This is a genomic window from Halorussus ruber (assembly GCF_004765785.1).
GTDB lineage: Archaea > Halobacteriota > Halobacteria > Halobacteriales > Haladaptataceae > Halorussus > Halorussus ruber.
The window spans coordinates 143407-165472 of the sequence record NZ_SBIT01000007.1 but is presented as its reverse complement, the minus strand read 5'-3'; the positions used below and the strand labels follow the sequence as shown (position 1 = coordinate 165472).

Genomic DNA, 22066 nt, shown 5'->3' with positions numbered 1-22066 from the left:
AGTGGTCGGCGGAGCGGAATCTACGGCTGGTTCGTCAGTCGTGCCGGAAGCACCTGCTCCCGGTGAAGACCATCGCCATGTCGTGTTCGTCGGCGGCCTCGATGACGTCGTCGTCGTTGACCGAGCCGCCGGGTTGGACGACCGCTTCGATGCCCGCCTCGGCGGCGGCCTCGATGGCGTCGGGGAAGGGGAAGAAGGCGTCGGAGGCCATGACCGCGCCCTCGGCGGACTTGCCCTCGGCGTCCTTCTCGGCCTTCATCTTGGCAATCTCGACCGCGTCCACGCGGGAGACCTGCCCCGCGCCGACGCCGACCGTCTCGGTGCCGTCGGCGAACAGGATGGCGTTGGACTTGACGTGCTTGATGGTCTGCCACGCGAACAGCAGCGAGTCGAGCTGGTCGTCGGTCGGCTCTTTTTCCGTGACGACTTCCAGCTCGTCGCGGGTCGGCGCTTGCAGGTCACGCTCTTGGACGAGTCGCCCGCCCACGAGGTCCTTCTCGGTCGTGGTCTCGGTAATCTCGCCGAAGGAATCCTCGTCGCCGACATCCAGCACGCGCAGGTTCTCCTTCTCGAAGAGGGTGTCGAGCGCCGCGTCGGTGTAGCCCGGCGCGACCACGACCTCCTTGAACGAGTCGATGACCTGCTCGGCGGTCTCCTCGTCGCACTCCCGGTTGAGCGCGACGATGCCGCCGAACGCGCTCTTGGGGTCGGTCGAGAGCGCCCGGTCGTAGGCCTCCGCGAGGGTGTCGGCGGTGGCGCATCCGGCCGGGTTGGTGTGCTTGATGACCGCGGCGGCGGGGCGGTCGAACTCCTTGACCAGATTCAGCGCGGCGTCGGCGTCGTTGTAGTTGTTGTAGCCCATCCCCTTCGCGCCCTCGTTGAGTTGGGGCGCGTCCACGACGCTGGCCTCCTCGCAGGTCGCGTCGCCGTAGAGCGCGGCGTCCTGATGGGGGTTCTCGCCGTACCGCAAATCGGCCGCGCGGTCGGCGGTCTCGACCTTCCGGGCCGGGAACTCCCCGCCCTCGTCGGCCTCGACGCGGACCTCGTTCCGGTCGTCGGCGACCTCCAACTTGCCTTCCGCGAACCACTTCACGGCGCGGGGGTAGGCCTTGAACTCGCCCTCGTAGAGGACGCGCTCTTTCAGGTCGGCCTCGTCGTCGCCCTCGTAGACCGGAATCGGCTCTTGCGTGACGATGGGGCCGCCGTCGACGTCGTCTTCGACGACCGCTCCCTCGTCGTCGGTCGCGTCCGTCACCACGTGGACCGTACAACCCGTGGTCTTGACGCCCGAGTCGAGGACCTGCCGGTGGGAGTCCATCCCGGGGAAGGCGGGCAGGAGCGAGGGGTGAACGTTCAGCGTCAGGGGCATCTCGCCGAGGAAGGTATCCGAGAGGATGCGCATGTACCCGTCGAGGCAGACGAGGTCGAAGTCGTAGTCCGCGAGTGCATCGACCACGCGCTGTTCGTGGTCCTTGCGGGACTCTCCCTCCTCGCGCTCGACGACTTCCGTGGGAATGCCGCGCTTGTCGGCTTTCTCCAGCACGGGCGCGTCGGCGTCGTTGGTCAGGACGACCCCGAGGTCCGCTCCGCCGGGGGTTCGGTCGGCGAGGTGCATCAGGTTCCGTCCACGGTTGCTGGCGAGTCCAGCGATTCGAGTCATGTTCGAACCCGCGCCGTCTCCGCGGAAAGGTATTGCGGTTGCGTTCGAGTAAGTATACACGAATACGTATATTTTGGTGCTCTCTCGTCGCCACAGCCACCACAGTATGCACGACCGTGACGACACGGACCGACACGCTTTTGCCGCGCGCCCCGGCAGATTCGGACATGAATCCGCTCTACGCCGTGTCGCCGCTCGACGGCCGGTACGCCGGACGGACCGAACCCCTGCGGGAGTACGCCAGCGAGGCCGCGCTGATTCGGGCTCGCGTGGAGGTCGAAGTCGAGTATCTCGTCGCGCTGGCGGACCTCGACGCGACGCCGCTCGAACTGGCCGAGGAGGACCGCGAGGAGCTTCGGTCTCTCTATCAGAACTTCGACGAGGAGGACGCCGACGTCGTCAAGCGAATCGAGACCGAGGGCTACCGGGACTACTCGGCGACCAACCACGACGTGAAGGCGGTCGAGTACTTCGTCCGCGAGGGCCTGCCCGAGGGCTTGGAGGGAGCCTCGTCGTGGATTCACTTCGCGCTGACCAGCGAGGACGTGAACAACCTCGCCTACCGCCTGCTGGTGAACGAGGCGGTCGAGGAAGTGCTACTGCCCGAGCTTCAGGAAATCCGGGCGGGCCTCTCGGACCTCGCTCGGGAGTACCGGGACGTGCCGATGCTGGCCCGAACCCACGGCCAGCCAGCGACCCCGACCACCTTCGGCAAGGAGATGGCCGTCTTCGCCTCGCGGCTCGGTCGAGCCATCGGTCGCGTGAAGTCGGCCCGCGACGGGCTTCAGGGTAAGCTGGCGGGTGCCTCGGGCACCTACGCGGCCCACGTCGCTGCGTACCCTGACGTTGACTGGCGAGCCTTCTCGCAGGAGTTCGTGGAGGATTTGGGACTGGAGCAAGCGCCCCTGACCACGCAGGTCAACCCCTGCGACGACCTCGCGGAGCTGTTCGACGCGCTCCGGGGCGCGAACAACGTCCTGCTCGATTTGGACCGCGACGCGTGGCGCTACGTCAGCGACCGGTATCTGGGCCAAGAGGCCGCGGAGGGCGAAACCGGCTCCTCGACCATGCCCCACAAGGTCAACCCCATCGACTTCGAGAACAGCGAGGGTAACCTCTCGAAGGCCAACTCGGATTTGGTCTTCCTCGGCGACTACGTGACCTCCTCGCGGCTTCAGCGGGACCTCTCGGACTCGACGGTCAAGCGCAACATCGGCGCGGCGTTCGCCTACTGCCTGCTGGGCTACGTCAAGTTGCAGGCCGGACTCGGCAAGGTCGTCCCGAACGAGCAGGTCATGCGCGAGGACCTCGAATCGACGCCCGAAATCATCGGCGAGGCGGTCCAGACCATCCTCCGGCGCGAGGGCCACGACGACGCCTACGAGCGCGTCAAGGACCTGACCCGCGGCCAGCGCGTGACGCTGGAGGACTTTCGGGACCTGTTCGCGGACCTCGACGTTGACGAGGAGACCCGCGAGGAACTGCTCGACCTGACGCCCGCGGGGTACACCGGCGTTGCGAGTGAGATGGTGGACTCGCTAGACGACGCGGAGTAAAATCGAAAATTACCGCACGGACGGCCGACCCTCACGGTGCGGCGGGACTTCGCTCGTTCGAGTCGCCCTTGTTCGGCAACGACAGCGTGACCGCGATTTCGATTTCGTCGTAGGGCACGACCGGTCGCTTGGCCCGACCGTTCTGTTCGAGTTCGACGATTCCGTACTCGTCGAACAGGGTTACGTCGTCGTGAACGTCGCTGACGTTTCGGTCGAGGCGGTCGGCCAACTGTCGGATGCTCTCGGGCGGGTCCTCCATCACCGACCGGAGTAGTTCGAGTCGCCGTGGGGTCAGGAGTCGCTGAATCTGCTCTGGGTCTTCGAAGCTCAGCACGCGAGGGCCGTTCTCCTCCTCGCGGTCGAACTCCCGAGCGGATTCGAGTGCGCGCTCCTTGAACGACTCCCACGGAGCCGATTCGATTCGGAGCTTCTGGTTTTGTTCGGTGGTTCCGTCGTCGGACATTTGCTGGCTTAGGGTCCCGGCTTTCAGTTCGATTACCGATTACTGCGCAAGGAGCGCGGTCCGCTCCTCCGATTCGACACTCGACGGTAGCGTCTATCTGCGTAACTCCTCAACTTCATCGAAGAAGCGCTCCAGATGCGCCTCCACGTTGCCTTCGTACTCGATTGGTGCGCCATCGCCGTCGCCCTCGTGGCGCTCGTGGACGCCGTGAGCGTTGTCGTACCGCAGGACGGGTGTCCCGTCCGGGTTGACGAACTGAAACGAGTACTTGATTCCGAGGTCATGGATTTGGCTTTCCGGAACGCGAGTTACGCTGACTTCGACGAAGCTACCGTCACGAAACTCGAAGCGTGGATTGTTTTCTAAGTTCACGCCTTCTCATCGACTCATCTCGTTCGACGTGCGACACGTTCGAATACAGATGCCGAGGATATGAATGTTTGGGTAATAGCCAAACATACGGTGGTGGTTGTAGCACCATTTCAGCAAGTGAATTCTCGTCTTTCCGGCGCGCGCTGGCGGACCCTCGTGGTCCGTCATCGGCGTGCGAGGTCTGCGCTCGCTTCGCTCGCGCAGGCTCGGCAGACGCGGTTTGGCTGCCGGTGGATGAGCATCGCAGGCCGAAGGCCGAGAAGCGCAATCGGTTGGGGAGGGTGTGGCCCACGGTTGCGGTGCGGTGATGCCTCGGCTTCGGCAATAGCTAGCTCTCTCGGCGTTTCCTCCGGGAACACACCACCAATGTCTACCTACTTTTAGAACACATTTTGAATTATATAACATGTCTATAGATGCATCTAAGCAACAAGAAACCACCCCTACCACAAGCAGACACCCGTCGCTACGCAAAACAGAAAACTGAGAATGAAATGTCCGCAGAACTACGTCGGAATTAGAGCAGGCCCGTCTTCTGGAGCTTCATGAGGTCCTCGGTGTCGAGGGTCTCGCCTTCCTTGAACTGCTGGTAGATCTCCTCGGCCTCTTCCTTGGCCTCTTCGCGCTCCTTCTCCTTCTCGGACTTGCGCTCTTCCTCTTCCTGCTTGTCGAGTTCGCGCAGGCGCTTCTGGACGCGGACGAAGTCCTCGTGGTGCTGGTCGGCCGACTCCTGGGCCTCCACGAACTTCTCGTGCATCTCGTCGGCCTCGTCGCGGATTTCGTCGGCTTCGCGGTAGGCCTCGATCATCTGGTTGTGATGCTCTTGGGCCTTGTCCGCGAGTTCCGTCACCTTCTCGTGGTGGCGGCTCGCTTCGGCGCGAACTTCCTCGGCCTCCTCGACGAGTCCTTCGAGGTCCTCGCTCTCCTCGAGCTTCTCCTTGCGGGCCTGAAGCTTCTCGCGCTTCTCCTCGATCTTCTCGATGAGTTCGCGCTCGTCCTCGGTCGAGAGAACTTCGGTCTGCTGCTTGAACTCGAGGTCCTCGATTTCAGATTCCAGCTCCTCGATGTCCTTACCCTCGTCGAGTTCGAGGTCGGACTTCTTCTGCTCGACCTCGTCGAACAGCTCGTTGGCCTTCGCGTTGAGCTCGTTGCGCTGTTCTTTGTGCTCCTGAACCTGCTCGTTGAGCTCGTCGCGCTTCTCGCGGTGTTCCTGAGCCTCGTCGACCTTCTCGCGGGTCTTGGCGTTCAGGTCGTCGCGCTTGGAGGCGCGCTTGGACGCCTTCTGGTTCAGCTCGTTTCGTCGGTCTCGGAGCTGCCCTGCAAGTTTGATTAGTTCGCCTTTCGACTTGTTCTGAAGTTCCTCTTCTGTTACACTTACCATGCTAATTAAACCTCGATTCCATGCCCGCCGTGGCGTCCGGCAGTCCAGCGACCGACAGCAACTGCTGTCTGTGACTGGCAATCGACCGTTGACAATAGTCCCATGTCATTTGTCGCACGATGCTGGCCGAACGCTCGTGGCGTTCTGGTATCTGCAAATATTCGCCGTGGATATATAAATGTTCCGCTCAGAGAGGGCGTGGAAACCGTTCACACGCCCGCTAACGCCCGTGTAAGGCCCTCCCACACATCTCAGGGGGTTATAAAGGATACACGTTCTGCACCGCGCTGTCGGCCCGCCCGAACGAGAGTTCGACCGCCTCGGCGTCGTCGGGGACCTGCAACGTCCCGGCCGCTTCCCGACCGTAGGCAGCGACTTCCACGTCCGAGCCGCCGGTCCGGTCGCCCGCGGTCCACGAGACGGTGCCCGAGACCGCCTCGGGCGTGTCGTTGACCACGGTCAACTCGCGGGTGTCGCCGCCGGTCGGGTAAGCGTCCAGCAGTACCTGCACCGGTTCGAGCGAGGCCGCCATCGCCTCGTAACCGGCCTTCTGGCTCCCGTCGGCGGACAGCACACCCATGCCCGCTCCGGCGTCGGTGTCCCGGAGCGCGTCGGCGGCCAGCAATCCGGTCCCCCGCCTGCGGAGCGTCTCGGTCACCTGCTTGAGGACGCGCGTCTGGTAGGCCTGCGAGGCCTCGACCGCCCCGGCTTCGTCGGCCCCCGGTTTGCCACCGTTCCGCGAGACGTAAGCGTCGTGAGCGTCGGCGTCGAATCCGGCGGCGTCGTGGCCCTCCTCGGCGGCGAGCGACCCCGCGCCGAACGCGCCGACCGCGCCGTCGCAGTCGTACTTGTCCAAAATCCACTCCGTATCGTCCGCACCGCCGAACTCCCATCCGGGATAGACGTGCGCGGCGTCGGGGCCGATGCCCGGCGCACCCGAGACCGGGAAGACGACTGCGTCCTCGGGGAAGGCCTCGGCGACGTCGCGGTCCGCGGCGTCGTCGTAGCCCGCACGCCACGCTCGCCAGCGAACTTTGTAGCGCGCGAGTCGGGACGGTCCCACGCCTGCGAGGTGGTCGGTGGGGTCGGACCGGACGCCGAACGCGGCCACGCAGGGATGGCGCTCGACCGAGGAGGTCAGCGTCCCGACGAGGTCAGTCGCGCGCTCGGCGTCGTAGTCGTCGGGTCCCGCGATGGGGAGGTCCTGCCAGACCAGCAGGCCCGCCTCGGCAGCGGCCTCGTAGAACTCGGCGGGCGGGACGTGACCCCGAGCGCGGACGAGGTTGGCGTTGGCGTTGGCCGCGCGCTCGACGTCCCACGTCGGGTCGCCGGTCGGGAGGAGCGAGAACCCGCGCGCTCGGACCTGCTGGCCGTTGACCAGCAGGCCGTCACCTGCTCCGTCTCCGGCCTCCTCGATTTCGCAGAGGCCGGTCTGGACGACGCGCTCGGAGTCGCCGAGTTTCGCCCGGACCGCGTACCGGTGCTGGGGACCGTGCCCGGCGGGCCACCAGTAGGCCGGGTCGCGCAGTTCGAGGGTCTTCGAAATCGTCGCGCGCTCTCCGGCCTCGGCTTCGATTTTGGCGCGCTCCATCACGCCGCCGCCGCGGAACCCCTGCGGGCGCACCGACATCGAGATGCGCTCGGCGAGCGACTCGCCCGCCTCGACCGCCAACTCGGCGTCGATGACCGCGCCCTCGTCGGTCCGGCGCGGGGTCAGCGAGAGGTCGTCGATGAACGTCTCGGGGTGGGTGTCGAGGTCCGCGCCCCACCAGATTCCGGGGACGGCGCGGGAGTCGGGCACTCGGTCGGTCGTGTAGATGCCGCCGAACTCCTCGGGGGCGCGGCACTCAACGACCAACTCGTTGTCGGCGTCGAGGTCCAGTTCGTATCGCGCGGGGACGAAGTAGGCGTCGTGTTCGCCCAGCAGGTCGCCGTTGAGCCAGATTCGGGCGTGGGCGAACAGGCCCCGGAGTTCGAGCGTCGCGCGTTCGTCGTCGTCACGGGGGTCGCCGAACTCGGTCCGGTAGGCCACGACCTCGGCGTCGGCGAACCGCTCGGGGCGGCCCGGCACCTCGACAGGGTGCCACTCGTCGGGGGCGGGAGGTTCGTCCCCGGCGGGCGAGTCGAGGGCCGCGCCCGTCCAGTCGGTGAGAGACATACTGGGGCAACTAAACCCATACCAGATAGGTTTTACGTCCCGTGGCCGACCACTTTCACTTTCACCGCGCCCTTGGCACAATTTAAGTAGGATGGCGGGACGACCTCCTGCCATGCTCGAAGACCTGCGGTGTGCCTGCGACGGCGCGAAGTGCGAGCGCACGCTCGGCGAGAACGAGTTGATGCTCCGGATGACGACGGAGGCGGGCGAGCGCCGGGCCTACGAGTGCGCCTGCGGCGCGGTCACGGTGACCGTCGTCCGGTAGCACCGCGCGCCCCGCCCTGTCGAGAACTCCGCGCTCACCTTCCGCCCTCCCGCTCCGAGCGCCTGGTAGCCGACGGTCCGGCGCTCTGATGCTCCGATGCTCCGGCGCTCTGATGCTCCGATGCTCCGGCGCTCTGACCGCCGTCGCTCTCGACCGCCCGACTGCGCTGGTCGGCGTAGTCGGGCGGTCGGGGGAACAGACCACGAGGATGCGCCCGGTGGAACAGCTACCAGAGCAGACGCTCGGTGACACCTCCAGCACAGCAGACGCTTCGTGTCGCATCCACCGGTCTGGGTGGACTGAAAGGGGCCGCACCCTCGCGGCCGACGGCCGTGGTCGTCTCAGACGGGCCACTATTTCGCCCGCGCAGTTCTGCGCGGGCGAAATATCCCGCTGAGCGACCGCGAGGGTGCGGGGGCTTTCTAAACCTTCTCTGCTACGACTGCTGAGGACGCTTCAAAACACCATCCAGCGATACCGAAAAACGAGCCATCTCGAAAGAAGACTCTCAAGTAACCACCCCCCCAAACCCCGCCAGAAACGATGCAAGAGGTCATTCACGCGGAGGGTCACGAGAACGTCTCGGCGGAACACGTCAGCACGTTCGAGGTTACGACCGACGACTTCCTCACGCCCGCGGGCGACTGTATCTTAGGTATCGAGGCCGACCGCGCCCCGGCGGACTTCGACCCCGAGTTCGTCGCGGCCTGCCAGCACGAGGAGGCCACCATCACGGCGACCTTCGAGACCGAAAATTACAGCGAGACCGTCACGGGCCGAGGAGACCCGGACCTGACTTTCGAGAGCGACCGGAGCGCGGTGGGCCGGACCAGCGACTACGTGGACGACCGTACGATTCTGGTCGGCGCGGAGTTCGCCGCCGAGGGCTTCGACCGCGAACTGGTCTCCGCGCTCGCCGAGGGAGCGGAGTTGACCGTGACGCTGACCGTCGAGCGCGACGAATGAACCGCCAGACGTGGGGCGTCGTGGCCCGACTGGTCGCGTTCGCGGGGGCCGCGGCGGTCGCGGTCGGCGCGTGGCTCCCGTGGCTGATGGTCCGACCGGGGCATCAGGGGCCGGTGCCGGCGATTCACCTCGCGGCGATGGAGACGGGCATCGCCGGTCTCGACTGGCTCGCGCTCGCCGTGGCCGCCGTGGCGCTCCTCGGCGTCCTCCCGGTCGAACTGATGCCCGCCTCGGTGCCCCTCCTCGGCGGGGTGCGGGCCGCCGCGATGACCGCCATCGCGGGCGGGGTCATCGTGGTGCTCGCAGTCTACTCCCTCGTCTCGACCGGCTTCCTCGGCGCGTTCGTCCCCTCCTCGGGGTTCTACCTGACCACTCTCGGAGCCGTCCACCTCTCGGTTGGCGGGGCGCTCCGCATCTACGCCATCGGTGGCGAGACGTGATATTGTTTGCTTTGGGATTAGAATTATTTCTTTAGCAATTCTCTGAATTTCTCCGCCTGATTGCTAGCCACCCGTGGCGACCGCACAGCCGAGCGTTTTAATCGGATTCGGTCCTCAGCCTCGGTCATGAGCGAAGACGCCGAACCTGCCGAGGCCGACCTCGAACTCGACGGAGGAGACCCCGAACCCGTCGAGAACATCAGCGGCGGCGACCCGGCCGCCAGTTCCGTCGCGGAGTTCGAGGCTGGCGAGGCCAAAACCCGCGCCGAGGAGGTCGTGAACCGGCTCGGAGAACGCTACTGGCAGAAGACCTACGGCGGGCAGGACGCCTTCGAGTGTCTGGTCCGGACGATTCTGAGCCAGAACACCAGCGACAAGGCGAGCCAACCGGCCCACGACGCGCTGATGGAGCGGTACGGCTCCTCGGACGGCGAGGACCGGGACTTAGCGGTCGCGCTCGCCGACGCCGTCCACGACGAACTCGCCGACACGATTCGGCCCGCGGGCCTCTACAACCAGAAGGCCGACGTGCTGATTTCGGTCGCCGACCGCGTGCTGGCCGAGTACGGGAGTGCCGCCGAGTTCGACGCCTTCGTCCGCGAGGCTGACCCCGAGGAGGTCCGACCCGTCCTCCTCGACTTCGGCGGCGTGGGTCCCAAGACCGCCGACTGCGTCCTGCTGTTCTCCGGCGGGCAGGCGGGCGTCTTCCCCGTGGACACGCACGTCCATCGAATCTACCGCAGACTCGGCGTCGCGCCCCCGGACGCCGACCACGAGGCGGTTCGGGCGGTGCTGGAGCGCGAGGTCCCCGCCGAGAAGTGCGGGTTCGGCCACACCGCGAGCATCCAGTTCGGGCGAGAGTACTGCTCGGCGCGCAAACCGGCGTGTCTGAACGGACTGGACGAGTGTCCGATGTCGGACATCTGCGACAGAGTGGGCGTCGATATCGAGACCGGCGCGGTCGTGGACCCCGCGGATGCCGCCTCCGACGCGGACTGACCTACTTACCCTGCTCGACTTGCTCGGTTCGTCTCGCTCGCTAGCCTCGCTCGGCTTCCGCCAGCAAGTGGTCCCGCAGGTGGCGCACGTCCCGTCGCTCCCGGTCGCGCCAGGGCAGAAAGAGGAGCTTTCGGTCGCGTTTTCGGAGGAGCGACGAGAGGTACCTGACCTGCCGGTTCGAGAGGGTGACGGTCTCGGTGACGCCCGCGACTTCGGACTGCTCGCCTCGCTGGCGCTCGATGTCCTGCCGGAGGTCGCGGACGAACTCCCACTCGGCGGATTTGTCCCAGAGCGCGTACTGGAGGCGGTTCTCGCGCTCGCGGAGCCAGTTCGTGAGGACGTACCACTCCTCGGATTCGAGGGTCAACTCCGCCATTCGACTCCTCGGATTTTCGAGAGCCGGACTTTTGGCGTTTCGGGCCTTATCGAGAGAGAGAATGACCTCGAAGGTCACGGTGACCATCGACCCCCACGTCCACTCTGAGGGGTCCTACGACGGTCACGAGCCGGTCGAGCTACTGCTGGAGCAGGCCAGCGACATCGGTCTCGACGGCATCGTCGTGACCGACCACGACACCATCGCCGAGTCGCTCCGGGCGGCCGAACTCGCGCCCCAGTACGGACTGGTCGGGATTCCCGGCGTCGAGGTCTCGACCGCCGCGGGCCACCTGCTCGCCATCGGCGTCGAGGAGCGTCCCGAACCCCACCGGCCTCTCGACGAGACGGTCGAGTGGATTCGGGACGCGGGCGGGACCGCGGTCGTTCCCCACCCCTTCCAGCGGACGCGCCACGGGATTCGGAGGGGCCGCATCACCGACTGCGACGCCATCGAGGTGTACAACGCTTGGATTTTCACGGGCTACCGCAACCGGCGCGCCCGGAAGTTCGCCGACCGGTGCGACTACCCCGGCGTCGCCGCGAGCGACGCCCACTCCGCGAAGTACCTCGGTCGGGCCTACACCGAACTCACCATCGAGGGCGTCGGGTCGAAGGCCGACCTCGACAGCGAGCGCATCGCGGAGGCGATTGGCAACGGCGACGCCGAGGTCCACGGCCGACGCCAGCCGCTCCCCCGGAGCGTCCGCCACTACGCGCTCGGTGCTGGCCGGAAAGTCGGCCACGGCGTCGCCGCGAGCGTGCCCAGCTTCGCGTGGTTCTGAGTCCTCGATACCGGTAGTATCGCCCAAAGCACGAGGGTTTTTAACGCCCCGCCGTCTGGATTCAGATACGCGACATGAGTACGCTGGTAGTGTGCGTCGACCGCGACGACGACATCGGGACCAAGACCGGTCTCCAGACCCCCGTTTCGGGGTGGGAGGCGGTCCGGTCGCTCGTCACCGAAGTCGGGCTCGCGGACCCAGAAGACGCCAGCGTCAACTGTCTGCTCGAATCCCTGCGCGTGGCCCGCGACCTGCGGGACGACGACGAGGAGACCACGGTGGCGGTCATCTCCGGCGCGGCCGAGTCGATGGTGGGCCGGGACCGCGCGGTCGCCGCCCAGATGGACGACCTCATCGCCGACCACGACCCGGACTCGGCCGTGGTCGTCATCGACAGCGCGCAGGACGAGCGACTGGTTCCAATCATCGAGAGCCGAGTGCGAGTCGATGCGGTCGACAGAGTCGTCGTCCGACAGGCCCGCGACATCGAATCGACCTACTACCTCCTCAAGCAGTTCCTCGCCGACGAGGAACTCCGCCAGACCGTCCTCGTCCCGGTCGGGGTCGCCATGCTCGCCTTCCCCATCCTCCTGATGGCGTTCGGCCCCGCGATGGCGGTCGCCTCGATTACGGCGGTCATCGGCCTGTTCGTCCTCTACAAGGGACTGGGCGTGGACGAGTACGTCTCGGACCTGCCCGGCGAGGTCCGCGACGCGCTCTACTCCGGTCGGGTCTCCATCGTCACCTACGTCGTCGCGGCGGGCCTCTCGCTCATCGGTCTCTTCGCCGGGGCGCTCCGCATCTCGGACCCCGCCGCCCCGACCCAAGGCGTCCTGATGCCCGCGATGGCGTTCGCGTTCGCCAGCGTCCCGTGGCTCGCGGCGGCGGCGCTCGCGGCCTCGACCGGTCGCCTGCTGGACGAGGTCATCCGCAACGACCGAGTGCGCAACTCCTACCTGAACCTCCCGTTCGGCGTGCTGGCGGTCGGCCTCGTCGTCCGGGGCTTCTCGGCGTACTTCCTCCAGCGCGAGGGCTTCGTCGAACCGGTCGTGATTCCCCAGTCCGAGTTCGGGAGCCTCGCCGTCGAGCGCATCGAACTCATGCCGGGCACGCGAATGGCTCTGTTCGTCGTCGCGGGCGTCGTGGTGAGCCTACTCGGAGTTCGTATCTCGTCGTACGTCACTGGCTCCTCGTTCGGCGAGGAGTTCGAGGACGAAGAGTTGGTGGACTAGCTCCCCGCGAGTGAACAGCCAGCCGAAGAAGTCCCGGACGGCGAACCGCAATCTAGTTTAATTATTAAGGTAATTGTGCTGTATCAGATACGAATATTTACACTTACCATTCTTAAACATTACATCGTGACTTCGACAGGTTCCCGCTCAAAGTACGACTGGGCTAAACAGCTAATTAAAAACAACCGATACGTGAACGGGAGGTGGCAGAAAGCGTTATTAAAGGCCGTGAGGACCTTGGAAAAGGCAGAAGGGGCAGTTACCAGCCGAATATCCTTGAAAAGAGTCTGGAAGTACGTTCGCGTAGTGAGAACCGGGATGAGCGTACTCTCCTTCTTTGGATTGAGCCCGCCGGCACCCTCGATGGCCACTCTGAAGGATATTGCGGAGGAAATCGCACAGATACTCTCTCCCGACACTCCTCGAAAGCCTAATGCCACGGTCGCGTAAGTGAGCGTATCTGGAAGCGATTCCGAGTAGGCCGACTTCGCGCCACCTTTATTTGTCTGCTTCAGAGGTACAGCCATGACCGAACAGCCATCGTCGGCAGCGCGGGAAGGGCAGTGGGTCAGCCTCTTCTCAGGCGGCAAGGACTCGTCGTGGGCGCTGTATCAGGCCCTCGAATCGGGACTCGACGTGTCCCGCCTCGTCACGGTTCACCCGGAGGGCGACTCCTACATGTACCACGTCCCGGCGACGCGACTGGCCTCGCTCGCCGCCGAGAGCATCGGCATCCCCCTCGTGGAGGTCGAACCCGACGACTTCGAGGCCGAGGAGGCCGACGAATCGGGCGCGCAGGGCGACGAGGAACTCCGGCCGCTGGAAGCCGCGGTCCGAGAACTCGACGCCGAACTCCTCGGCGGCGTCGAGGGCGTGACCGCTGGCGCGGTCGAGAGCGAGTACCAGACCTCCCGCATCGAGGCGATGGCCGACCGCCTCGACGCCGAGGTCTTCGCACCCCTCTGGCAGGAGAACCCCCGAGACCTCGCCGACGCGATGCTCGACGCGGGCTTCGAGATTACCATCATCAGAGTCGCGGCCTACGGACTGGACGAGTCGTGGCTCGGCCGGACCTTGGACGAGGAGGCCATCGCCGAACTGGAGGACCTCAACGAGAGCCACGGTGTGCATATTCTGGGCGAGGGCGGCGAGTTCGAGACGCTGGTGACGGACGCCCCGCACATGGACCGTGCCATCGAACTGGAGTACGAGACGGAGTGGGACGGGACCCGCGGGACGCTGCAAATAGAAGATGCGTGGCTGGCGGAGTGATTTCGGTGGTCTCGCGGTTCGCCGGGGGTAAATTCTGATAGTTCGTCGGCAGTTAGTGGATGGTCACGGAAGCTAGCTTCAGGCTTGAACATCGGAGTCCTCCGCACCGCCCCGCACGCAGGCCACGCCCTCCCCAACCGACTGTGCTTCTCGGCCACGGGCCTGCGATATTCGTCCCTCGCGCGGAACGTCGCGCGCAGAACCGCGCGCGCCGACAGACAACTCGCGTCTGTCGAGCCTGCGCTCGCTTCGCTCGCGCAGACGCCAGCACGCGCCGGGAGGTTTTCTGAGATTCTCGCGGAGTATTATTTCCTACATTCTGTCATGGAATTTATTTGCGGGGCGTTCGTGGTCGAAACTGACGATGCACGATTCACGACGCGATTTCCTGAAGAAAGCAGGCGTCGCCGCGGGCGGAGCGACCGTTCTCGGCGCGAGTACCGCGAGCGCGGCGACTTTCCAACTCGGCGAGGTCGTCCACACCACGACCGACTTGAACGTCCGCGACGGCGCGGGCACCGACTACACCGTCATCGACACCGTACCCGCCGCGATGCGCGGGACGGTCAAAGACGGCCCGGCCTACGCCGACGGCTACGAGTGGTGGTACGTCGAGTTCGACGACGACCGCTACGACGGCACCGCGACCGGGTGGTGCGCCAAGGGCGACGGCTGGCTCTCCTCGGGCAAGGAGTGGACCAGCAAGTTCTGCCGCTACGACGCGGTCCACGCCACCGACTACGTGAACATCCGCGACAGCCCCTCGACCAGCGGGACCGACATCGGAACCACCGAACCCGGCGACTGGGGCACGGTCCTCGCCGGGCCGGAGCAGAACGACGGCTACACGTGGTGGAAAGTCGAGTTCTACGACGACGAGAACGGCTGGGTCGCCCAGAACTGGCTCGAGGAGGGGATGCTCTACGGCTGTAACTCGGCGTGGGACACCGACTCGAACCAGTGGGAACTCGCCAAGGTCGTCATGTCCGAGGCCTCGGTCGGCAACACCACCGAGCGACGGGCCGTGGGCTACACGGTCCTCAACCGGATGGAGCGAAACGGCACCACCGAGGTCTCCGACGAGTGGGACGCCTACGCCCACAATCAGGACCCGACCGACGAAATCTACGACCTCGCGGGAGCCATTTTGACTTGCTCGGAACCCGACCCCTCCTGCGGCGCGACCCACTTCTACTCGCCCCGGAGCATGCCCAAGGAAGGCGACGACACCACCGGCTGCGCCTGCGGCGGCGGGCTGGAGTGGACGCCCGGCCTCGACGAGCGCAACTACTGCCCGAGCTGGTCCGAGACGATGTGCCGGTCCTACGTCGTCGACGCCCGACAGGCCTACTACAAGTTCTACCGCTCGTGGGGTGACGGCGCGATTTAAGGAAACTCCGCAAGGTTGCCGTAACTCTTCTCCCCGCGGGCGTCCTTCGTACTGGCCCGATGGCAATCGAAGACCGCCTCCGCGGCGACCCCGAACCGGTCTCTCCCGAGGAGGTCCTCCGCTACTGGCTCCGCCAAGAGGTCGGGGACGAGGAGAACCCTCCGAACCCCGACCGACTCGCCACCGAACCCGCGCTTCGGCAGGAACTCCTCGAGCGCATCCCCATCGCCGAGCGAGTCCGCGAGACCGACGACGTGGAGAAACTGGAGGCCGAGTCCTCCGAGGACATCCGAGAAATCGTCGACTTCGCCGACGAAATCGAGGAGTCCGGTCCCGAGGGCAAACTGGTCGTGCTTCGAGAGGGCGCGGACCCGGCCTACGTCGCCGACGGCAACCACCGCGCGACGGCCTACGTCCTCTATCTTTTGCGCGGCGGCGAGTTCGAGGGCCAAGAAGTGTATCTGGGCGTCAGAGAATAATCCGCAGAAATAGGGAGCTGCGCTATTCGCCGTTCAGAATCTGGGTGTGCGCCCCGATGAGCGCGCCAGCCAAGTCCATGTTCTCGACGTGGGTCTTCTCGTCGATGATGGAGTCGCGGATGTCGCAGTCCACGATGGTCGCGTTCGGGAAGACGATGGAGTTGTTGACGCTGGAGTTGACGACTTCGGCGCCCGGCATGACGTGGACGTTCTCGCCGACCGTGGTGTTCTCGACGCTGGCGGAATCGGCAATCTGGTTCTCGCCGTCGAGTTTCCAGCCGACCGCCTCCAGATAGCTCTCGGGGGTGCCGATGTCGAACCACGCCTCGTCGAAGGTGTAGCTGTACACCGAGTCGCGCTGTTGGAGCCACTGGACGAACCAGCCGGGTTCGTCTGGGTTGTTGCCGTTTTCGAGGTACTCCTCGAACAGCGGGATGTTCTCGGCGGTAAAGGCGTAGCACGCGATGGAGACCAGCGTGCTCTTGGGGTCGTCGGGCTTCTCTTGGAAGTCCACGACCTCGTCGCCGTCGAGTTCGACCAGCCCGTAGGATTTGGCTCGCTCGCGGCTTCCCACGTCGTAGGCGGCCAGCGTCGGCGAGTCCTTGGCTTGGAAGAAGTCGATGAAGTCGCTGATGCCGAAGCTGATGAGGTTGTCGCCCGCGATGACGAGGGTGTCCTCGGCGATGTCCTCGCGGTCGAACAGTTGGGCGAGCGCCCCGACGACGCCGAACTTCTCGTCCTCCTCGGTGGTGTCCTCGACGGTGAGTTTCGGCTTGTCGAACTCGCTCTCGTCCAAGTGGGTCCGGAAGTCCTCGGCGAATCGCTCGTTGGTCGAGACGTACACCTCCTCGATTCGGTCGTCGGCCTCCAGTTCGGCGAAAATCTGGTCGATGACGGTCGAGTCGCCGACCGGTAGGAACATCTTCGGTCGGTGCTTCGTAATCGGCCAGAGTCGCGTCGCATAGCCTCCCGCGAGAACGACTGCCTTCATAAGATGAGACTCGACGCGCCGCGGTAAGTCCTTTTTCATTTCCGAGGTCGGACGAAATCGCGGGGCAATCAGCGCCAGAATCGGAGTCGGTTTACTCGCTGGTTTCGTAGGACCGAGCGAGTTCCACCCAGTCGGTGACGACGTCCCCGCCTCGATAGCGAACGACTTCGCTTCGGGGGTCGTACTCCACGACGCCAGCGTCCGCGAGTTTCGGCAGATGGGTGTGGTGTAAGCTCACGGCGAGTCGTTCGTTGTCAGTCGATTCCCCGGCCGAGTCGTCTGCGACGTGTTCGATAAGCTCCGAAAACGCCGCAACGTCGTCATCTGTGTCGGCGAGGTACGCGAGGACACGACGCCGGTGGCTGTCGGCGAGGACCTCGAAAAGGTCGTCGAGTTCGGTCCCCGTCGCCACCTGCTCGTCGGACACGGACGGCCCACCGTCCGTGGTTGCCCCCTCTTCTCCCGTCGGTGTATATTCCTTACTCATGTTGCGGCGCGCCGACGAATAGTTACCACCGAATCATAAAGAACGGTGGACCTAAACAGCTAGGGTCGGTCGCCCTCGGAATCGAAGAACGTCCCGAGGAGTTCTCGCTGTGCCTTCCGGATGTGCTGGTGGAAGGTCGGCGACGAGACGCCGAGCGCGTCGGCCACCTCCTCGGCGGTACTGTCGCGGGGCCACTCGTAGTAGCCAGCGAAGTACGCGGCCCGGAGCGCGGTCCGCTGGGCGTCGGTGAGTCGCTCGTCGAAGTCCTGCCGGAAGTCCCGCGGCGTCCGGAGTTCGCGCTCGGTCTCGCGCTTGGCGACGAGTTCCACGTCGGGGAACTTGGTCCGGACGCGCTCGACCACGCTCCGAACGTCCGCGTCGGCGGGGAGTTCGGCGACGACGGTGGCCTCGCCGTTCTCGCTGACCGCCGTCTTGGTGTTCGCGCCGTACTCCGAGAGGGTCAGCGCGAGCGACGACCCCGAGACCGTGAACTCGATGAGCGACTCGTCGTCGCCGTCGCTGACGAGGCGGGCGTCCTCGACGGCGTCCCACTCGTCGGTCCGTTCGAGGAGTTCCTCGGGGTCGGCCCCGGTCAGCGTATCGTAGAACAACAGCGTCCCCTCGGGTCCGGCCGCCATGCCTTCCAGCGAGAGGCGACAGTCGAGCGCGTCGGAGACCGCGACGTAGAACGAGTCGGCGTCGGTCAACCGGAACTCCAGTTCGACTACGGTGTCCGAGAGCGCGAGTCGGCGGTGTTTGACCGCGCCGATGGCGAAGCCGATGACCTCACCGAGGACGTCGAAGGCGGCGGCCTCGCGCTCGCTGAACGCCGAGAGGCGGTCGGACCCGACCGAGAGGACGCCGTAGGTCGTGTCGCCGTAGCGGATGGGGACCGCGATGCCCGACCGGTCGCCGCGTTCGAGGATGTCCTCGCGGCGCTGTTCGGGCAGCGACTCGTCGTCGGAGACGCTCTGGACGACGTGGGTCTCGCCGTCGTAGTACGCGCGGGGCACCGGCTCCTCGCTGTCCTCGCTGGCGTCGATGCTCTCGATGAGGTCGCGGGTCTGGTCGTCCAGTCCCGCGCCGACGACGTTCGTCATCCGCGAGCCGTTGGGACTGGGTTCGCCGACCCACGCGACCTGATACAGTTCGGTCTCCACGAGGTGGTCGCAGACCGCTCGCGTGATTTCGTCGCGGGTGGGTTCGCCGATGAGGATTTGGACGACCTCTTGGGCGACTTCGTTGATGCGGTCGAAGGTCTCCAACTCGTCGCGCTGGTCCTCCAGTCGGCGCTCGCGGACTCGCTGGTCGGTCACGTCCCGATAGATGCAGACCGTCCCCGCGAGGTCGCCCTCGGCGTCGTAGTACGGCGAGCAGGTGGCCTCGAACACCCGCTCGTCGTCGCCGACCGGGAGGACGACCTCGAACGTCCGCTCGGTCTCGGTGTCGAGGACCTCGCGCTCGCGTTCGCAGAGTTCCGCGGCCGCGTCCTCGCCGAACACCTCCTCGTCGGTCTGGCCCACGGCGTCGTCGGCTTCGACGCCGAGGACCGACCCGGCCGCCCCGTTGGCGAACAGGTAGCGACCGTCGGTGTCCTTGATGAAGATGGCGTCGGTGGTGGTCTCGACGGCCGCCTCTAAGCGCCGCGTGTACTCGCCGTCGCGGTGGGTCGAATCGAGGTCGTCCATCGGAAGTTCTCTGTAAAAGAGTCACGCAATACACATAAATATCGGGGGTGGTTTCGGTCGTTCCAACCGCACGTCCGCTCGAAAACGACAGGCGCTTCAGAGGTGCTTCGCAGGTATTTCGGGGGCGCTTCGGGAGACGCTTCGAGGTTCGTTCCGAGCGAGACATATATTCTATTGTCTAAAAGCAATATTTTGTTCCTTTAAAGACTGGTATAGGAGTCTCTATCGCTCCCACTCGCGGGAAAGGGTTATGTCGCCTCAGTTGCGACGAGACGGTATGCGCGAGGCCGACGAGACCACCCGCGAGCGCATCGCCGACCACCTCCGCGAGACGACCGCCTCGCCGAGCGCGCTGGCGACGGAGTTCGACGTGACCGCGAGCGCCGCCATCGACCACGTCCGCCACGTCGCCCAGTCGATTTCCGCTGGCGACGACGAGCAACTGCTGGTCGCGCCGCCGGAGTGTAGCGACTGCGGGTTCGACGACTTCGACGACCCGGCGAATCGCCCGTCGCGGTGCCCCGAGTGCAAGAGCGAAGCAGTCGAGGAGCCTGAGTTCAGAATCGGCTAATCAGTCGAGCGTGACGCTTTCAGCGTCGAGACCTACGAACCCAGTCCTCGGTAGGGTCCGGACTGAAGCGCGAATGTATAGGACTTTTTACAACGGGGGAAGACCTTCTTGGTAGTGTCTCGAACCAGTCACATCTCGTTGGCTGTGGCGCTTCTACTCCTGCTCTCGGGGTGCAGTAGTGGTGTGCCGGTCAACGATACCAGCTCACCGACAGTAACCAGGACCACGACCGATGTGACCGACGGCTTCAACTATCCCCGTGGTATCAATGAGTCCGGGGTGAACGCAAGTCTCGTCGCAAAAAATCATGAGGAGGCGCTTTCGAGGACCAATTTCACACTTCGCTCGTCAACCGAAGCCAACACGTCAAACGGTCAGCGAGCAGGTCGGCTGGTTTTAACGGCTGATACTGGATTAGCACCAGTCCACCTCAAACACACCGTCAAGCACGAAAACAAGACGACGAACACATACGCGACGGAGGAAACGGTGTATGTGCGAACCGGAACTGGTCAAGAGGCCGCGTACTCCATGTACGAACGTTCGGACAGTCCAATTAGTGTATTCCCCGAATCGTACGCCGCAACGTGGTTCGTTCGGACGCATCTCAGATCGGCAGAGTTCACTCCTAAGCGGGTGGTGAACCGGAGTGGAGTTCCGGCCGTCGTGCTTAGTGCCTCACTCGCCGACGTAAACGAACGGGACGGAAAGAACGTCACATCCTTCAATGCGACTGTTATCGTGGACCGACACGGTATCGTCCGGTTGATGTCGGTTACTACTACATTGGTTGAAGGGGGCGAAACCGTCACGTACTCGGAACAGTTCGTGGTAACGGATCTCAATTCGACCACTGTTGCTGAACCGGACTGGGTGGATACGGCACGTGCCCGAAACACCGAATCCCGTTCGACATCGAAGGAGAACGTCACCCGGAGTCTCTAGCGGCGATGGGCGCGTCGAACGTCAATCAAACCCGAGCGACCGGTTCGAAGAGAGGTCGTACTCCTTCGAGGAGCCGACCTCGACAAATTCGTAGTCGTCGTCGGTGAGGTAGACGCCGCCCTCCTCGACGGTGACCTCGACGTGCTGGAGGACCGCGCCCTCGCAGGGGCCGTAGGTGCAACAGCCCGAATCCTCCTCGAAGAGCGCGCCGTGCTTGCCACAGACCAGTTCGCCGTCGCGCTTGGTCGCGCCGCTCCCCCTGTCGAGTCTCACGTCGGTCCAGTGCTGGCAGTAATTCTCGAAGGCAGTGACCTCGCCTTCGTCGGTCTTGGTCAGGATGGCCTCGCGGTCGTCGAAGCCGTCTCGAACCGTGAACAGGAGCGTCGAGTCGTCGGGGACCTCCGAGACGTCGGCGATGCGGCTGTCCTCGTCCATCTATCCATCGGTAGCGAGTCCGGGCTTTTCAGCCTTCTCATCGCGCTTAGGCTCAGAGTCGCAGAAACAGACAGGACAGCAACGTCCTCGAAAGCCCTCGCGCTCAGAATCGCAGAAGCAGACGAGACAGCAACGTCCCACCAGGACTTGTTTGTTCCACCGAACGAAGCGCGTGGCTGGTGGTGCGTAGCCGACCGCTCCGACTCGCGGCAGGTAGAAACCGACCCCGACTCGCGGCAGGTAGAAACCGACCCCGACTCGCGGCAGGTAGAAACCGACCCCGAGGAGTCTACCGCGCGTCGGCCCGCTCTATCCACGTCGAGATGCGCTTGGCGGAGAGGCCGGTCTCGTCGGCGAGTTGGTCGGCGTCGGCGCGGGCCAGTTCGCCGATGTCGGCGACGCCAGCGTCGCGCAGTCGCTCGGCGTAGGCCGGGCCGATGCCCTTCACGTCTTCGAGGGGTTCGCCCGAGCCGACCGATTCCTCGGCGGCTTCGTCGGGTTCGGGCGTCTCGCCCTCGGTCTCTTCGGGCGTCGGCTCGGGTTCGTCGCCCGCGGACTGGGAGGGTTCGGCGACGTCCATCGAGGGACCGGCGGCCTCGGCGGGTTCGGCCGCCTCGTCGAGTTGCTCCTCGCCGCTCTCGGCCTCGGGTGCGGTGGTCACGTCCTCGGTGGTGACGCCCGTCTCGGCCGACTCCGCTCGCTCGTCGGCCTCGGTTTCGTCCGCCTCCTCGGTGTCCGACTCTTCGGCCTCCTCGATGCCTTCGATTGCTTCCGGTTCCTCCGCTTCGGTCGGTTCTTCAGTTTCGGCCGGTTCCCCGGTTTCAGTCGATTCCGCTGTTTCGGCCGACGGTTCCGTTTCGGGTTCCTCGGCCGCTTCGGTTCGTTCCGGTTCCGCAGTCTCGGACTCGGTCGGTTCCTCGGTTTCCGCCCGCTCGTCGGTTCGGGTCGCTTCGGTGTCGAAGGACTCCTCCGTACCGGTATCGACGCCTTTGACGGCGCTCTCGCTCTCTGCGTCCGGTTGGGCCGACTCGTCGGGTTCTCGCTCGATGGTCACGCCGGACTCGCTCCGTCGCACCTGCGAGCGGTCGTCCTCGAAACCAAGCAACGACTTCAGCTTAGTGAGCAGTCCCATTTGCGCGACAGTAGACGGCCGCGC

The 22066-nt window shown here is 65.1% G+C and carries 24 protein-coding genes; 13 read left to right on the top strand and 11 right to left on the bottom strand.

Annotated elements, in window-relative coordinates; translation table 11 throughout:
• Positions 1 to 34: 34 nt before the first annotated feature.
• Complete coding sequence (purH, locus tag EPL01_RS12140; protein ID WP_135825535.1) at positions 35 to 1660, bottom strand: bifunctional phosphoribosylaminoimidazolecarboxamide formyltransferase/IMP cyclohydrolase; 1626 nt, start codon at positions 1658 to 1660, stop codon at positions 35 to 37.
• Between the two features lie 167 nt (positions 1661 to 1827).
• Between purH and purB the strand changes: the two genes are divergently transcribed.
• Entirely contained in the window at positions 1828 to 3216 is a 1389-nt protein-coding gene (gene purB, locus EPL01_RS12135) for an adenylosuccinate lyase (RefSeq protein WP_135825534.1), read from the top strand.
• 31 nt (positions 3217 to 3247) lie between these two features.
• On the opposite strand, the gene EPL01_RS12130 is transcribed toward purB, so the two are convergent.
• The 4 genes from EPL01_RS12130 to EPL01_RS12115 all read right to left on the bottom strand — a co-directional run bounded on the left by EPL01_RS12130 (position 3248) and on the right by EPL01_RS12115 (position 7590).
• The gene (locus EPL01_RS12130) at positions 3248 to 3679 is read right to left on the bottom strand and encodes an HVO_A0114 family putative DNA-binding protein (RefSeq protein WP_135825533.1); all 432 of its coding nucleotides are present in this window, start codon (positions 3677 to 3679) and stop codon (positions 3248 to 3250) included.
• Between the two features lie 93 nt (positions 3680 to 3772).
• Entirely contained in the window at positions 3773 to 4051 is a 279-nt protein-coding gene (locus tag EPL01_RS12125) for a toxin-antitoxin system TumE family protein (protein ID WP_135825532.1), read from the bottom strand.
• 517 nt (positions 4052 to 4568) lie between these two features.
• Positions 4569 to 5432 carry a coiled-coil protein gene (locus EPL01_RS12120; RefSeq protein WP_135825531.1) on the bottom strand — a complete coding sequence of 288 codons (864 nt, stop codon included), beginning with the start codon at positions 5430 to 5432 and terminating at the stop codon, positions 4569 to 4571.
• A gap of 259 nt (positions 5433 to 5691) precedes the next feature.
• On the bottom strand, positions 5692 to 7590 hold the full coding sequence (locus tag EPL01_RS12115) for a hydrolase (RefSeq protein ID WP_135825530.1): 1899 nt from the start codon (positions 7588 to 7590) through the stop codon (positions 5692 to 5694).
• Between the two features lie 112 nt (positions 7591 to 7702).
• On the opposite strand from EPL01_RS12115, the gene EPL01_RS21660 reads away from it, so the two are divergent.
• From EPL01_RS21660 to EPL01_RS12100, 4 genes are all read left to right on the top strand, one after another.
• Positions 7703 to 7855: a hypothetical protein gene (locus EPL01_RS21660; RefSeq protein WP_168215896.1), complete on the top strand. Its 153-nt coding sequence runs from the start codon at positions 7703 to 7705 to the stop codon at positions 7853 to 7855.
• 543 nt (positions 7856 to 8398) lie between these two features.
• Positions 8399 to 8821: a DUF371 domain-containing protein gene (locus tag EPL01_RS12110; protein WP_135825529.1), complete on the top strand. Its 423-nt coding sequence runs from the start codon at positions 8399 to 8401 to the stop codon at positions 8819 to 8821.
• Positions 8818 to 9261 (top strand): hypothetical protein, encoded by a 444-nt coding sequence (locus tag EPL01_RS12105; protein WP_135825528.1) that lies wholly within the window; start codon positions 8818 to 8820, stop codon positions 9259 to 9261. Before EPL01_RS12110 ends, EPL01_RS12105 begins: the two co-directional genes overlap by 4 nt.
• Positions 9262 to 9387: 126 nt before the next feature.
• A complete protein-coding gene (locus tag EPL01_RS12100; protein WP_135825527.1) occupies positions 9388 to 10260 on the top strand; it encodes an endonuclease III domain-containing protein in 873 nt (290 codons plus the stop codon).
• 40 nt (positions 10261 to 10300) lie between these two features.
• On the opposite strand, the gene EPL01_RS12095 is transcribed toward EPL01_RS12100, so the two are convergent.
• Positions 10301 to 10636 (bottom strand): hypothetical protein, encoded by a 336-nt coding sequence (locus EPL01_RS12095; RefSeq protein WP_135825526.1) that lies wholly within the window; start codon positions 10634 to 10636, stop codon positions 10301 to 10303.
• A 61-nt stretch (positions 10637 to 10697) separates the two neighbouring features.
• Here EPL01_RS12095 and EPL01_RS12090 point away from each other — a divergent pair, with 61 nt between their 5' ends.
• From EPL01_RS12090 to EPL01_RS12065, 6 genes are all read left to right on the top strand, one after another.
• Positions 10698 to 11420, top strand: coding sequence for a PHP domain-containing protein (locus EPL01_RS12090; protein ID WP_135825525.1), 723 nt, complete (start codon positions 10698 to 10700; stop codon positions 11418 to 11420).
• 74 nt (positions 11421 to 11494) lie between these two features.
• A complete protein-coding gene (locus EPL01_RS12085) occupies positions 11495 to 12652 on the top strand; it encodes a DUF373 family protein (protein WP_135825524.1) in 1158 nt (385 codons plus the stop codon).
• 126 nt (positions 12653 to 12778) lie between these two features.
• On the top strand, positions 12779 to 13102 hold the full coding sequence (locus EPL01_RS12080; protein ID WP_135825523.1) for a hypothetical protein: 324 nt from the start codon (positions 12779 to 12781) through the stop codon (positions 13100 to 13102).
• A 75-nt stretch (positions 13103 to 13177) separates the two neighbouring features.
• Complete coding sequence (locus EPL01_RS12075) at positions 13178 to 13924, top strand: diphthine--ammonia ligase (protein WP_135825522.1); 747 nt, start codon at positions 13178 to 13180, stop codon at positions 13922 to 13924.
• 364 nt (positions 13925 to 14288) lie between these two features.
• Positions 14289 to 15314 (top strand): SH3 domain-containing protein, encoded by a 1026-nt coding sequence (locus EPL01_RS12070; protein ID WP_135825521.1) that lies wholly within the window; start codon positions 14289 to 14291, stop codon positions 15312 to 15314.
• 59 nt (positions 15315 to 15373) lie between these two features.
• On the top strand, positions 15374 to 15793 hold the full coding sequence (locus EPL01_RS12065) for a hypothetical protein (protein WP_135825520.1): 420 nt from the start codon (positions 15374 to 15376) through the stop codon (positions 15791 to 15793).
• 22 nt (positions 15794 to 15815) lie between these two features.
• Here the strand turns inward: EPL01_RS12065 and EPL01_RS12060 are convergent, their stop codons facing one another.
• The 3 genes from EPL01_RS12060 to EPL01_RS12050 form a co-directional block, all read right to left on the bottom strand.
• On the bottom strand, positions 15816 to 16784 hold the full coding sequence (locus tag EPL01_RS12060) for a nucleotidyltransferase family protein (RefSeq protein ID WP_135825519.1): 969 nt from the start codon (positions 16782 to 16784) through the stop codon (positions 15816 to 15818).
• A 91-nt stretch (positions 16785 to 16875) separates the two neighbouring features.
• Positions 16876 to 17211 carry a DUF7344 domain-containing protein gene (locus EPL01_RS12055; protein WP_210424136.1) on the bottom strand — a complete coding sequence of 112 codons (336 nt, stop codon included), beginning with the start codon at positions 17209 to 17211 and terminating at the stop codon, positions 16876 to 16878.
• 119 nt (positions 17212 to 17330) lie between these two features.
• Positions 17331 to 18959 (bottom strand): bacterio-opsin activator domain-containing protein, encoded by a 1629-nt coding sequence (locus EPL01_RS12050; RefSeq protein ID WP_135825518.1) that lies wholly within the window; start codon positions 18957 to 18959, stop codon positions 17331 to 17333.
• A gap of 277 nt (positions 18960 to 19236) precedes the next feature.
• On the opposite strand from EPL01_RS12050, the gene EPL01_RS12045 reads away from it, so the two are divergent.
• On the top strand, positions 19237 to 19530 hold the full coding sequence (locus tag EPL01_RS12045) for a transcriptional regulator (RefSeq protein WP_135825517.1): 294 nt from the start codon (positions 19237 to 19239) through the stop codon (positions 19528 to 19530).
• Between the two features lie 114 nt (positions 19531 to 19644).
• A complete protein-coding gene (locus EPL01_RS12040) occupies positions 19645 to 20475 on the top strand; it encodes a DUF7537 family lipoprotein (protein ID WP_135825516.1) in 831 nt (276 codons plus the stop codon).
• Between the two features lie 21 nt (positions 20476 to 20496).
• Here EPL01_RS12040 and EPL01_RS12035 read toward each other — a convergent pair whose 3' ends face one another.
• Positions 20497 to 20910 carry a Rieske (2Fe-2S) protein gene (locus EPL01_RS12035; RefSeq protein ID WP_135825515.1) on the bottom strand — a complete coding sequence of 138 codons (414 nt, stop codon included), beginning with the start codon at positions 20908 to 20910 and terminating at the stop codon, positions 20497 to 20499.
• A gap of 289 nt (positions 20911 to 21199) precedes the next feature.
• Positions 21200 to 22042 (bottom strand): helix-hairpin-helix domain-containing protein, encoded by an 843-nt coding sequence (locus EPL01_RS12030; protein WP_135825514.1) that lies wholly within the window; start codon positions 22040 to 22042, stop codon positions 21200 to 21202.
• Between the last annotated feature and the right edge of the window lie 24 nt (positions 22043 to 22066).